The organism is Mycolicibacterium sp. XJ879, assembly GCF_053483935.1.
The window spans coordinates 106,901-120,061 of the sequence record NZ_JBEFTH010000010.1; the positions used below are offsets into that span (position 1 = coordinate 106,901).

General features: G+C 67.9%; 10 protein-coding genes and 1 pseudogene. 9 read left to right on the top strand and 2 right to left on the bottom strand.

Annotated elements, in window-relative coordinates; all coding sequences use genetic code 11:
- The first annotated feature begins 755 nt into the window (after positions 1 to 755).
- Positions 756 to 1,076: a transglycosylase family protein gene (locus tag ABQF13_RS20360; protein WP_448394593.1), complete on the top strand. Its 321-nt coding sequence runs from the start codon at positions 756 to 758 to the stop codon at positions 1,074 to 1,076.
- A 225-nt stretch (positions 1,077 to 1,301) separates the two neighbouring features.
- Complete coding sequence (locus ABQF13_RS20365; protein ID WP_448394594.1) at positions 1,302 to 1,799, top strand: transglycosylase family protein; 498 nt, start codon at positions 1,302 to 1,304, stop codon at positions 1,797 to 1,799.
- Here ABQF13_RS20365 and ABQF13_RS20370 read toward each other — a convergent pair.
- Both ABQF13_RS20370 and ABQF13_RS20375 read right to left on the bottom strand, forming a co-directional pair.
- Entirely contained in the window at positions 1,765 to 2,376 is a 612-nt protein-coding gene (locus tag ABQF13_RS20370) for a VOC family protein (RefSeq protein WP_448394595.1), read from the bottom strand. The genes ABQF13_RS20365 and ABQF13_RS20370 overlap by 35 nt on opposite strands.
- Entirely contained in the window at positions 2,373 to 3,524 is a 1,152-nt protein-coding gene (locus tag ABQF13_RS20375) for an FAD-dependent oxidoreductase (RefSeq protein ID WP_448394596.1), read from the bottom strand. Before ABQF13_RS20375 ends, ABQF13_RS20370 begins: the two co-directional genes overlap by 4 nt.
- 135 nt (positions 3,525 to 3,659) lie before the next feature.
- On the opposite strand from ABQF13_RS20375, the gene ABQF13_RS20380 reads away from it, so the two are divergent.
- The 7 genes and pseudogenes from ABQF13_RS20380 (at position 3,660) to ndk (ending at position 12,959) form a co-directional block, all read left to right on the top strand.
- Positions 3,660 to 5,645, top strand: coding sequence for a S9 family peptidase (locus ABQF13_RS20380; RefSeq protein WP_448394597.1), 1,986 nt, complete (start codon positions 3,660 to 3,662; stop codon positions 5,643 to 5,645).
- A gap of 10 nt (positions 5,646 to 5,655) precedes the next feature.
- Entirely contained in the window at positions 5,656 to 6,942 is a 1,287-nt protein-coding gene (locus ABQF13_RS20385) for a saccharopine dehydrogenase family protein (RefSeq protein WP_448394598.1), read from the top strand.
- 260 nt (positions 6,943 to 7,202) lie between these two features.
- Positions 7,203 to 8,018, top strand: a pseudogene (locus ABQF13_RS20390) (RNA-guided endonuclease InsQ/TnpB family protein); the annotation flags it as partial.
- 73 nt (positions 8,019 to 8,091) lie between these two features.
- The gene (locus ABQF13_RS20395) at positions 8,092 to 10,755 is read left to right on the top strand and encodes a valine--tRNA ligase (protein WP_448394599.1); all 2,664 of its coding nucleotides are present in this window, start codon (positions 8,092 to 8,094) and stop codon (positions 10,753 to 10,755) included.
- On the top strand, positions 10,752 to 12,161 hold the full coding sequence (gene folC, locus ABQF13_RS20400; protein WP_448394600.1) for a bifunctional tetrahydrofolate synthase/dihydrofolate synthase: 1,410 nt from the start codon (positions 10,752 to 10,754) through the stop codon (positions 12,159 to 12,161). The genes ABQF13_RS20395 and folC overlap by 4 nt, the downstream gene beginning before the upstream one ends.
- A complete protein-coding gene (locus tag ABQF13_RS20405; protein ID WP_448394601.1) occupies positions 12,158 to 12,538 on the top strand; it encodes a DUF4233 domain-containing protein in 381 nt (126 codons plus the stop codon). Before folC ends, ABQF13_RS20405 begins: the two co-directional genes overlap by 4 nt.
- Positions 12,539 to 12,548: 10 nt before the next feature.
- Positions 12,549 to 12,959 carry a nucleoside-diphosphate kinase gene (gene ndk, locus ABQF13_RS20410; RefSeq protein ID WP_448394602.1) on the top strand — a complete coding sequence of 137 codons (411 nt, stop codon included), beginning with the start codon at positions 12,549 to 12,551 and terminating at the stop codon, positions 12,957 to 12,959.
- Positions 12,960 to 13,161: the final 202 nt, after the last annotated feature.

A 13,161-nucleotide genomic window follows, 5' to 3' on the forward strand; every position in this document is an offset into this window, starting at 1 on the left:
CGGTGCGACTGATCCCGGAAGCGATGATTCGGTCAGGTGCGCGGATGTTGACGCGGCACGGATGTGCGCGCCGTGCAGCCTACGACCTCTCAATCACGAGAACAGCTGTATACCAATGATTCTGAGGTCTTGGGCCGGCTGTCGCGGCCAGTTGCTGTTGAGCGCCAAATTTTGCCGGAGGCAGTGAAATATGCTCGGATACAGGGCAATCCGTCGTACCGAGGCGCTGACCGGCGAGGCGCCAAGCCAGCGAACTTCACCTGCTGTGGGCGGCGATTCTTGCGCCGGAAGTGCGGTTTCGCCCTCCGTGTGCCCGGAAAATACGTTCCTACACGTGGGCCACCTCACAAAATTGCCGTGATTTGGCTCACCGATGTGCGTCGACCCCATCTTTTTGCGCTGTAGTCGAAGTCGCCAGTGACCTGCACGGACGCTTGTAAAGCGCGGCCGTGATCTGTCCGTGATCATTCCGCGACACGTTCTTCACCGATATGACTTCCGCCGTTTGGGTTTGTACGGTCCAAAACGGCTTCTGCGGGAGCAAACAACTGCAAACCCACGAACCTGCGTGTGAGTGGGGCTGTCGGGGGAGATATACCTCCGGTGGCCGCTGGACGGTGATGTCCGGCGAGGTTTCGGCCTTCCGCTGTCGCACCCGACCGAGACGGTGCGGCCCAACCCCTGTCGCCTGACCAGGCACCTACACCTGCGTAGCCGCGGGTGCTTGTTGGCGCGCGCTTGGCGAAAGGATCGAAGTGAAGAACATCCGCAAGACGTTTGGCCTGGCGGCCTTCGCAGGCGCACTCGCCGTGGCTCCGATGGCCTTGGCGGGCACCGCCAGTGCGGACAGCGTGAACTGGGACGCCGTCGCGGCCTGCGAGTCCGGCGGCAACTGGTCGATCAACACAGGTAACGGCTACTACGGCGGTCTGCAGTTCGCCCTGGGCACCTGGCGGTCCAACGGCGGGTCGGGCATGCCCCACCAGGCCAGCAGGTCTGAGCAGATCCGCGTCGCGGAAAACGTGCTGCAGACGCAGGGCATCGGCGCATGGCCGACCTGCGGCGGGCGCGGCTAGGACCGGATCCTGCCAGCAGGGCTAGACAGCGTAGAGGGCGGCGCCGCCGATGGGCGGCGCCGCCTCTTCTTTCTCAGAAGCCTCTTACACCAGTTAAGTAACGAATAAAACTTTTGACACTCACGTAACAGGTGACGTTCCTCACCCGACAGACCGGATGACCGCAACGGAGAGCAGCTCTTCACGCGGACCTTGTTTTCAACCGGTCGGGGAAGGACCGCAACGATGAACATTCGTAAGGCAGTCACCAAGGGCCTGTGGGCCACCGCAATCGCCGGCGCTCTGGCGCTCGTGCCGATGGCCGTATCAACGCCCACCGCACAAGCCGAGTCGGTCAACTGGGACGCCATCGCCGAATGCGAGTCGGGCGGCAACTGGAACATCAACACCGGCAACGGTCACTACGGCGGTCTGCAGTTCAAGCAGGCGACCTGGAGCGCCAACGGCGGCGTCGGCAATCCCGCGCACGCATCGCGCTCCGAGCAGATCCGCGTTGCCGAGAACGTGCTGCGCACCCAGGGTCTGAAGGCCTGGCCCAAGTGCGGCCCCCGCGGCGCGACACCTGCCGTGTGGACCAATGCCGGTACGCCCGCGGCGCCGTCGGCTCCCGCCGCCACCGGCTGCTCGGCGATGCCGACCCGGGCCCTGCTCGGCTTCGTCAACCCGCGCCAGATGTGCACGGCCCTGCTCAACCCGCTGGGCACCCTGGGCGCCACAGGCTGAACTCGTTGCCCTGCGGATCGACGAGAACGCCGCCGGGACCGCGCGCCACGGCCACCGCGGGCTCACCCTGAAGCGTCCACTGCCACCTATTGGGCACCACCCGCTCGTCGGCGACGCGGACAAACTTCCAGATCAACGTCTCCCAGCCGGCCGCGCCGTACAGCCAGCGCGGGGTGCCGTCGGGACCGTTTCGGACGTCGGCGCCCACCAGGGCCGCCCACCACGCGGCGAGTTCCTCGGGGCGGTTGCTGTCGGTGCACACCGCAAAGACCCGCGCGATGGCCTCACCTGCCGGTGCGGGATCGGGAAAGGCGCAGAACTCGTTGCCCTCGACGTCGGCCAGGGTCACCCAGCCGGAATGCTCGCCCAGCATCCGGGCTCCGGTGTCCAACAACGCCGTGACGTCGCGGGTGTAGAGGTCCAGATGCACGCGGTTCTTCACGGTCTTGGGCCGCTGCTGGCGACGAAACGCCAACAGCGCCTGCTGGGCGTCGCGACCCAGCACGTCGGCCCAGAACTTCTGCATTGCCTGCGGTTCGGCGGCCTCGACCGATAAGGCGCCCAGTGCGGTGCTCACGTGCCGGGCAACCGAAACGCCGACCGTGCCGCGACGGTGGCCAGGTGCCGCGTCAGCGCCCACTCGGGCACCAGCACCGTGGCGCGGCTGGCCAGTGTGCTCAGCAGCGCCGGACGCAGGTTGACGACAGCGCCGATCAGCCAGGATTCGCGCACCACCGACCGCACCCGCGGGCGGCGGAAGGCCACGAACCGCGCGAACGCCCCGGGCAGGTCGGCGCCGTCGCCGACGAACGCCGCGAGGATCGCCGCATCCTCGATGCCCTGGCAGCCGCCCTGGCCCAGATGTGGCCGCATCGGGTGCGCGGCGTCGCCGACCACCAGCACCGGTCCGCGCGACCACTGCCGCGCCTCGTCGCGGTCGTAGAGGTCGTTGCGCAGCGTCAAGCGCGGATCAGTGGTGGCCAGCACCTGCGGAATCGGTTCGGCCCACGTGGCGAACCGCGACTGCAGGTAGGCCAGTTCACCCTGCGGGGCCCGTCCACCCTCGGGGGTGCGTTCGGTGGCGAACCAGTAGGTGTGGTCGGGCCCGAGCGGAACGTGGCCGAACTCGACGGCGGGTCCGAGAACCTCACCGGCGACGTCCGGATCGATCGGGCACGCGGCGACCCCGCGCCACGCCGTGTAGCCGACGTAGCGGTTGTGCAGCGTGCCGTTGAGGTGGCGCGCCACCATCGAATGCGTACCGTCGGCGCCGATCACGGCGTGCGCGGTCAGCGTCGACGAGTCCGACAGCGTCACCCGCACACCGTCGCCGTAGGGCACCAGCGCGGTCGCCGCCACACCGGTGCGCAACGTGGCGTCGGCGAGCGCGTCGGCCAACACCGCGGTCAACGCCGAGCGGCGGATCACCACCAGCGGTTCGCCGAGTGCCTTGACGATCCGTTGCGGCGACGGATGCCGCAGCCAGGCGCCGTCGCGCCAGCGCAGCGCTCCCGCAGTCACCCGGCCGCCGGCGTCACGCACCGCGTCTCCGACGCCCAACTCGTCGAGCGCGGCCAGCGCGTTGGGCCAGATGCTGATGCCCGCACCCGAGGACGCGTCGGTGCGCTCCTCGACGAGCGTGACGTCGTGACCGCGTCGCTGCAGCGCGACGGCGGTCGCCAAGCCGCTGATGCCGGCCCCGACCACCACGATCCGCTTCGGCATCCGTCGAACGTAGCGCGTGCCCCCGGCCGGGGCGTCGCCGGTTTCTGCGCGGCGGTCGTTCTCGTGCCCCCGGGACCACAGCCGTGGCGCAGAATCGGGGCGAGAACCGAACCGGGGCTGTGCTACCAACAGGGCATGACCGCGACGCCGTTCGACGACCTCGACGACTACATCGCGCTGCCGCGCGTCTCCGGGCTGGCGGTATCGCCGGACGGCACCAGGGTGGTGACGACCATCGCCGAACTCAACGACAAGCGCACCGAATTCATCACCGCGGTGTGGGAACTCGACCCGGCGGGCAGCCGGCCCGCGCGACGGCTGACCCGCGGCGCAAAAGGGGAGTCGTCACCCGTCTTCGCCGCCGACGGTGACCTGCTGTTTCTCGCCGCGCGCCCCGCCGACGACGACGACAAACCGCCGGCGGCGCTGTGGCGTCTGCCCGCCGCGGGCGGGGAAGCCTACGAGGAGCTGGCGCTGCCGGGCGGGGTGGAGGCCGCCCGCACGGCACGTGAGGCGGACGTGACGGTGATCCGCGCGCCGATGCTGCCGTCGGCGAACACCGTCGACGACGACCGCCGGCTGCGCGACCTCCGCAAGGACAACACGATCACCGCGGTTTTGCACACCGGCTACCCGATCCGACGCTGGGACAAAGACATTGGGCTCAGCCATCCGCATCTGTTCGGACTCGGAACCGGTGAGGGCCAACCGACCGACCTCACCGTGTCACCGGCAGGCGCGCTACGCGACGCGCAGTTCGACGTCAGCGCCGACGGCCGGTTCGTGGTGACCACCTGGCAGCAGCCCGCACCGGGCGCCGCGCAGCACTCGGTGTTGATGCGCATCGACACCGACACCGGCGAACGCACCGTGATCGCCGACGAACCCGACGCCGACCTGTGGAGCCCGGCGATCGCGCCGGACGGCTCAGCGGTCGCCTATCTGCATGAGTCCTATTCGACGCCGGACAAGGCGCCCCGAATCACGCTACGCTGCTTGCGTTTCCACGGACAGTCCGAAACCGTGGCAGCCGAGTGGGACCGCTGGCCGGCGTCGGTGACGTGGGCACGCGACGGGTCGGCATTGATTGTTTCCGCCGATCAGGACGGGCGCAGCCCGATGTTCTCGATCGGTCTGGCCGACGGCGCGGTGACCCAGCTGACTTACGACGACTACGCCTACACCGATGTGACGGCCGCGCCTGACGGTGTCCTCTATGCGTTGCGCAGCTCGTACGCCGCGCCGCCGCATCCGGTGCGCATCGACGCCGACGGCGCAGTGACGGAGCTGCCGTGCGTGCAGGCCCCGCAGCTGCCGGGCGCGCTGACCGAGCTGGAGGCGACGGCGGCCGACGGCGCCAAGGTGCGGTCCTGGTTGGTGCTGCCCGATGGTGACGGGCAGGCGCCGCTGCTGCTGTGGATCCACGGCGGACCGCTGGCCAGCTGGAACTGCTGGTCGTGGCGCTGGAACCCGTGGTTGCTGGCCGCACGCGGATACGCGGTGCTGCTGCCCGATCCGGGCCTGTCCACTGGCTACGGCCAGGACTTCATCACCCGCGGCTGGGGCGCGTGGGGCGGCGCGCCGTTCGAGGACCTGATGGCGGCCACCGACGCCGCATGCGAGCACCCCCGCGTCGACGCCGGGCGGACCGCGGCGATGGGTGGATCCTTCGGCGGCTACATGGCCAACTGGGTCGCTGGCCACACCGACCGGTTCGACGCCATCGTCACGCACGCCAGCCTGTGGGCGCTCGACCAGTTCGGCGGCACCACGGACTCGTCCTATTTCTGGGTGCGCGAGATGACCCGGGAGATGGGCGCGACGTACTCACCGCACCGCTTTGTTGACCAGATCCGCACCCCCATGCTGGTCATCCACGGCGACAAGGACTACCGGGTGCCGATCGGGGAAGCCCTGCGGCTGTGGTACGAGTTGCTCACCGACTCCGGCCTGCCCGCCGGTGCGGACGGCACCAGCGCACACCAGTTCTTGTACTTTCCCTCCGAGAACCACTGGGTGCTCACCCCGCAACACGCCAAGATCTGGTACCAGGTGGTCACCGCGTTTCTGGCCCGCCATGTGCTCGGTGAAGACATCGAGCTTCCCGAAACCCTCGGGTAGCGTCGCCCTCATGAGCGCAGCGGAGCCGGGAGACCGGCGACATTCAACCCCGCAACGGGAATTCGACATCGTCGTATACGGGGCAACCGGATTCGTCGGCAAGCTGACGGCCGACTACCTGGCCAGAGCCGCCGGAGACGCCCGCATCGCGCTGGCGGGCCGCTCGCAGGACAAGCTGCTCGCCGTGCGCGACGAACTGCCGGCGTCGGCGCAATCCTGGCCGCTGATCACCGCCGACGCATCGCAGCCGTCGTCGCTGAACGCCATGGCGGCGCGCACCCAGGTGGTGGTGACCACCGTGGGCCCCTACATCAAGTACGGGTTGCCGTTGGTGGCCGCGTGCGCGGCCTCCGGCACCGACTACGCAGACCTGACCGGTGAGCCGATGTTCATCCGCCAAAGCATCGACCTCTATCACAAACAGGCGATCGACACCGGCGCGCGCATCGTGCACTCGTGCGGATTCGATTCCATCCCTTCCGATCTCACGGTGTTCGCGCTGTACCGCAGGACACAGGAGGATCAGGCGGGACAGCTCACCGACACCAACCTCGTGGTGCGCAAGTTCGCCGGCGGGGTGTCGGGGGGCACGGTGGCCTCGATGCTGGAGGTGATGCACACCGCCTCCACCGATTCGGAAGCCAGGCGGTTGATGGAGGACCCCTACACCCTGTCCGAGGATCGCAGCGCCGAGCCGGAGTTCGGGGCGCAACCCGATATGAGGTGGCGCCGCGGCGCCGAGATCGCGCCGGAGCTGAAGGGATACTGGACCGGCCCGTTCGTCATGGCCACCGTCAACACCCGGATCGTGCGGCGCAGCAACGCATTACTCGACTACGGCTACGGCAGGCGGTTCGAATACGGTGAGCAGATGAGCGTGGGCCGCTCGGTCCTCGCGCCGGTGGCCGCGGCCGTCTCGGCAGCCGGCAACACCGCCACCCTGGCTCTGGGCAGTCGGTTCTTCCACCGGTTGCCACGCAAGCTCGTCGAACGCGTGGTGCCCAAGCCGGGCGCCGGCCCCAGCGAGCGCACTCGCGAAAGCGGGCACTACACCGTCGAGACCTACACCACCACGACGACGGGCGCCCGGTACAAGGCCACGATGTCGCAGCAGGGAGACCCCGGCTACAAGGCCACCTCGGTGTTGCTCGGCGAGAGCGGTCTGGCGCTCGCCCTCGACCGGGACCGGCTGTCGGACCTACGCGGGGTGCTCACCCCGGCCGCGGCGATGGGCGACGCGTTGCTGGCGCGGTTCCCGGCCGCGGGCGTGTCATTGGAGACGTCCCGACTGATCTGATCCGCCGTGCCAAACACGTCCGCCACCAAGACCGATTGGATTACTGTCGTCGCGTAGCGGTTGCGCACAATTCCTGCGACGAAGGGTGGGCAGTCAGGCTGGTCTCGACGAACTCTTCAACCAGATCCCACCCAGGGATCGCTTCAACAGGTTGGGCGTCGACCACAACGAGGTGAACGACGCCATCCGGATCCTGGTGCCCGTCCTCGTCGGCGGATTGCAGCAGAACACGCCTAGGACGCCGGAACCGCGTCAAATACGGGGGCCGATGGTGGATATCGCTGAACGTCGAGGCTGCCGATATGCACCCGAATCTGCAACATCCGGCCCGTCGTCCGGAAGACAACACCGGCTGGGTGGGTGTGGATCGCGGCCTGTCGGCGTTTGTGGTCGCCGCCACCGCGGAGGGCACTGAGGTCGCCCGGATGGGCGACGCGCCCAAAGCGTTGGCCGCCGGGCTCAAACAGCAACGTTGTCTTTCGAAATCGTTATCGCGCAAGAAGAAAGGATCGCAGAACCGTAAGGATGCCGCCGCTAGATTGGGCCGGCATCATCGTCGTGTGGCCAATATGCGTCGCCATTTCCAGCATCAGGTTGCCAATAAGTTGGTCAAGACTCACGACCGGCTCGTCATCGAGAATCTGAACGTGGCCGGAATGTTGGCCAATCGCCGGCTGGCTCTCGCGATCTCGGATGCTGGCTGGGCCGAGTTCGCTCGCCTGCTCAAATACAAGCAGGCGTGGCGCGGCGGCCACCTTGTCGAAGCCGACCGCTGGCATCCATCGACGCGCCTATGCCCCCAATGCGGGGTAGTCAATCGTTCGATGACGCTGTCCGATCGGGTGTTCGCCTGTGGTTGCGGCTATTACGCTGACCGTGATCTCAACGCGGCGGTGAACCTGGCCCGCTGGGGCCGGGCCGACCATGACGATAACGTTCATCGATCCCCGGACCCCCAAGCAGGAGGCCGGGCCACCAATGCCCGCCGACGGGACGGCGCTGGCCAACACCCTCGTGTCGGTGAAACCAGCCCGGATGACGCGGGAACCGGCGATCACACCGCACCCGCGGCCTGAAACCAACCGGATGCCCGAGAAGGGCGGTGTCGACCACTCAACCGAGTTTTTCGACACGCTTTAGAATTGCCGGGTGACCTCAACCCCCCGCCGCGCCGCCGATCCCGGCGTTGAAGCATTGCCCAAGTCGTGGGACCCGGGCGCGGCGGAGGCCGACCTCTACGAGGGCTGGGTGGCCGCCGGCTACTTCACCGCCGACGTCACCAGCACCAAACCCGCCTACTCGATCGTGCTGCCGCCGCCGAACGTGACCGGCAGCCTGCACATGGGCCACGCGCTCGATCACACGCTGATGGATGCGCTGACCCGGCGCAGGCGGATGCAGGGCTACGAGGTGCTGTGGCTGCCCGGGATGGACCACGCCGGAATCGCCACCCAGTCGGTGGTCGAAAAGCAACTCGCCGTCGACGGCAAGACCAAAGAGGACTTCGGCCGCGAGTTGTTCGTCGACAAGGTGTGGGACTGGAAACGCGAATCGGGCGGCACTATCGAAGGCCAAATGCGCCGTATCGGCGACGGCGTGGACTGGAGCCGCGACCGGTTCACGATGGACGACGGGCTGTCGCGGGCGGTGCGCACGATCTTCAAACGGCTCTTCGACGCGGGCCTGATCTACCGCGCCGAACGGCTGGTGAACTGGTCGCCGGTGCTCGAGACCGCCGTCTCCGATCTCGAGGTCAAATACGAAGACGTCGACGGTGAGCTGGTGTCGTTCCGCTACGGTTCGCTGTCCGACGACGAACCACACATCGTGGTGGCCACCACCCGGATGGAGACCATGCTCGGCGACACCGCGATCGCGGTGCATCCCGACGACGACCGCTACCGCCACCTGGTCGGCAAAACCCTGCCGCACCCCTTCCTCGAGCGCGAAATCGTCATCGTGGCCGACGAACGCGTCGACCCGGAGTTCGGCACCGGCGCGGTCAAGGTCACCCCGGCCCACGACCCCAACGACTTCGAGATCGGCATGCGGCACGGGCTTCCGATGCCCACCATCATGGACACCAAGGCCCGGATCACCGACACCGGAACGCAATTCGACGGGATGGACCGGTTCGAGGCGCGGGTGAAGGTTCGCGAGGCGCTGGCCGGCCAGGGCCGCATCGTCGAGGAGAAGCGGCCGTACTCGCACAGCGTCGGGCACTCCGAACGCAGCGGTGAGCCGATCGAACCCCGGTTGTCGCTGCAGTGGTGGGTCAAGGTCGACGCGCTGGCCAAGGCGGCAGGCGACGCGGTGCGCAACGGCGACACCGTGATTCACCCCAAGAGCCTGGAACCGCGCTGGTTCGCGTGGGTGGACAACATGCACGACTGGTGCATTTCACGGCAGCTGTGGTGGGGCCACCGCATCCCGATCTGGCACGGACCCGACGGCGAGATGGTGTGCGTCGGCCCGGACGAAACCCCGCCCGCGGGCTGGGATCAGGACCCCGACGTGCTCGACACCTGGTTCTCGTCGGCGCTGTGGCCGTTCTCCACCATGGGCTGGCCCGACCACACCCCCGAACTGCAGAAGTTCTACCCGACAACGGTTCTGGTCACCGGCTACGACATCCTGTTCTTCTGGGTGGCCCGGATGATGATGTTCGGCACGTTCGTCGCCGGCGACGACGCGATCACCGACTACGGCAAGCGCGCACCGCAGGTGCCGTTCGAGAACGTCTTTTTGCACGGGCTGATCCGCGACGAACACGGCCGCAAGATGAGCAAATCGCGCGGCAACGGCATCGACCCGCTGGACTGGGTGGAGAAGTTCGGCGCCGACGCGCTGCGCTTCACGTTGGCCCGCGGTGCCAGCCCCGGCGGCGACCTGTCCATCGGCGAGGACCACGCGCGCGCCTCGCGCAACTTCGCCACCAAGCTGTTCAACGCCACTCGGTTCGCCCTGATGAACGGGACCAAACCCGCTGCGCTGCCGGACACCTCGCAGCTCACCGACGCCGACCGGTGGATTCTGGGCCGGATGGAAGTGGTGCGCGCCGAAGTCGACACGGCGTTCGAGGGCTACGAATTCAACCGGGCCTGTGAAGCGCTGTACCACTTCGCCTGGGACGAGTTCTGCGACTGGTACGTGGAGCTGGCGAAAACCCAACTGGCAGAAGGTATCGAGCACACGACAGCGGTGCTTGCGGCTGTGCTGGACACCCTGCTCAAGCTGCTGCACCCGGTGATGCCGTTCGTCACCGAGGTGCTGTGGAAGACGCTGACCGGCCAGGAGTCGCTGGTGGTGGCCGACTGGCCCGAACCCACCGGCTTTACGGTGGACCCCGTGGCCGCACAGCGGGTCGCCGATATGCAGAAGCTGATCACCGAAATACGCCGGTTCCGCAGCGACCAAGGGCTGGGCGACCGGCAGAAGGTGCCCGCGCGGTTGTCCGACATCGACGCCGCTGACCTGGCCGCCCAGGTGCCCGCCGTCAGCGCGTTGGCGTGGCTGACCGCCGCCGACGATGGGTTCAACCGCACCGCCGCCATCGAGGTGCGGCTGTCGAAGGGCACCGTCACCGTCGAGGTCGATACCTCCGGCACTGTCGACGTGGCCGCCGAGCGGCGCAGGCTCGAGAAGGATCTCGCCGCCGCGCAGAAGGAATTGGCGGGCACCACAGGCAAACTCGGCAACGAGGCGTTTCTGGCCAAAGCGCCGGCGGATGTGGTCGACAAGATCCGCGGACGCCAACGGCTGGCCGAGGAAGAAGTCGAGCGCATCACCGCGAGGCTGGCGTCGCTGAAATGACGGAACCCGTCCCAACGCCGGACGAGATCGCGTCGCTGCTTCAGGTCGAGCACCTGCTCGACCAGCGTTGGCCCGAAACCAAACTCGAGCCGAGCACCGCACGCATCGCGGCGTTGATGGAGCTGCTCGGCTCGCCGCAGCGGGGCTACCCGTCGATCCACATCGCGGGCACCAACGGCAAGACGTCGGTGGCGCGCATGGTCGACGCGCTGCTGACCGCGCTGCACCGGCGCACCGGGCGCACCACCAGCCCACACCTGCAGTCGGCCGTGGAGCGGATCTCCATCGACGGTAAGCCGATCAGCCCGGCGCAGTACGTGGCCACGTACCGCGAAATCGAACCCTTCGTGCACCTCGTCGACGAGCAGTCCGAAAAGGCGGGCGGGCCCGCGATGAGCAAGTTCGAAGTGGTCACCGCGATGGCGTTCGCCGCGTTCGCCGACGCGCCGATCGACGTCGCGGTCGTCGAGGTCGGCCTCGGGGGACGCTGGGACGCCACCAACGTCGTCAACGCCCCGGTCGCCGTCGTCACCCCCATCTCCGTGGACCACGTCAACTACCTCGGCGACACGATCGCCGAGATCGCTTCGGAGAAGGCCGGAATCATCACCAAGCAGGACGAGGATCTGGTGCCGACCGACACCGTGGCCGTTATCGCCCGGCAGGCCCCCGAGGCGATGGAGGTGCTGCTGCGCCAGACCGTCGCGGCCGAGGCCGCCGTCGCGCGTGAGGATTCGGAGTTCGCCGTGCTCGGTAGGCAGATCGCCGTCGGTGGCCAGCTTCTGGAACTGCAAGGCCTCGGCGGCGTGTACACCGAGATCTATCTGCCGCTGCACGGTGAGCACCAAGCGCACAACGCGGCCGTGGCGCTGGCCGCGGTCGAAGCGTTCTTCGGGGCCGGCTCGCAACGCCAACTCGACGTGGAGGCGGTACGGGCCGGCTTTGCCGCCGTGGCCAACCCGGGACGGCTGGAGCGGATGCGCAGTGCGCCGACGGTGTTCATCGATTCTGCCCACAACCCGGCGGGCGCGTCGGCGCTGGCGCAGGCGCTCACCGAGGAATTCGACTTCCGCACCCTCGTGGGCGTCGTCGCGGTCATGGAGGACAAGGACGTCGACGGCATCCTGAGCGCGCTGGAACCGGTGTTCGATCAGATCGTGGTGACGCACAACGGTTCCCCGCGCGCGCTCGACGTGGCAGCGTTGGCGTTGCGCGCCGAGGAGCGGTTCGGCCCGGAACGGGTTGTCACCGCGGACACCCTGCCCGACGCGATCGAGACCGCGACGGCGATCGTCGAAGACCCAGGCAACGACGGCGAGGCGTTGGGTGGTGCCGGAATCGTGATCACCGGTTCGGTGGTGACCGCGGGCGCGGCGCGGACCCTGTTCGGAAAGGACCCGCAATGACCCAGCAGCCGGACCCGTGGAAGAGCTTCCGCGGCGTGATGGCCGGCACGCTGATCCTGGAGGCCATCGTGGTGCTGCTTGCACTGCCGGTGGTGGCGCGCATCGGGGGAGGGCTGACCGCGGCCAGCGGCGGCTACCTCATCGGCTTCGCGGTGTTGCTCGTGTTGCTGTGCGGCGTGCAGGGCCGGCCGTGGGCGATCTGGGTGAACTTGGCCGTTCAGGCGGTGTTCGTCGCCGGGTTCCTGGTCCACGTCGCGATCGGGCTGATCGCGGTCATCTTCCTGGTGGTGTGGTTGGTGATCGCCTACCTGCGCGCCGAGGTGCTGCGCCGGCAGAAACGCGGACTCTTACCCGGACAGCAGCAGTCGCCCGACTAGGCTGTCGGCCGTGACTGAGCGGACCCTCGTATTGATCAAGCCCGACGGCGTCAAGCGGCGCCTGATCGGCGAAGTTCTCAGCCGGATCGAACGCAAGGGGCTGACAATCGCGGCGCTGCAGCTCAAGGACGTCAGCGAGGACCTGGCCCGTCGGCACTACGCCGAGCACGAAGACAAACCGTTCTTTGGCTCGCTGCTGGAGTTCATCACCTCCGGGCCGGTAGTGGCGGCCATCGTGGAAGGCCCCCGCGCCATCGCCGCGTTCCGCCAGCTCGCCGGCGGCACCGATCCCGTCGAGAAGGCCGCACCCGGCTCGATCCGCGGTGACCTGGCCTTGGTCACCCAGGACAACATCGTGCACGGCTCGGATTCACCGGAGTCGGCCGCCCGCGAGATCGACCTCTGGTTCCCAGGCAGCTAAACACCGATATCGCCTGCTCGTGCGGCATGGTCGGGCGAGTTGGCGTGATGTGGGATACTTGTCGTGGGTTACCGACCTGTAATTGGGGTCGGACGCCCGAATGAAGACTTAGACGTGCGCGACCATCGCCACGCGCGGTGCGGCGCCGACCGTCCAGCCATCATTCGCAATAGGCGCCGGGATGGTTCCACCCAGGAGCCGC

What these genes read in the sequence shown, in the direction of transcription:
- folC (WP_448394600.1), top strand. Translation starts at nt 10,752, where the DNA reads ATGACGGAACCCGTCCCAACGCCGGACGAGATCGCGTCGCTGCTTCAG.
- ABQF13_RS20380 (WP_448394597.1), top strand. Translation starts at nt 3,660, where the DNA reads ATGACCGCGACGCCGTTCGACGACCTCGACGACTACATCGCGCTGCCG.
- ABQF13_RS20405 (WP_448394601.1), top strand. Translation starts at nt 12,158, where the DNA reads ATGACCCAGCAGCCGGACCCGTGGAAGAGCTTCCGCGGCGTGATGGCC.
- ABQF13_RS20375 (WP_448394596.1), bottom strand. Translation starts at nt 3,524, where the DNA reads ATGCCGAAGCGGATCGTGGTGGTCGGGGCCGGCATCAGCGGCTTGGCG.
- ABQF13_RS20365 (WP_448394594.1), top strand. Translation starts at nt 1,302, where the DNA reads ATGAACATTCGTAAGGCAGTCACCAAGGGCCTGTGGGCCACCGCAATC.
- ABQF13_RS20385 (WP_448394598.1), top strand. Translation starts at nt 5,656, where the DNA reads ATGAGCGCAGCGGAGCCGGGAGACCGGCGACATTCAACCCCGCAACGG.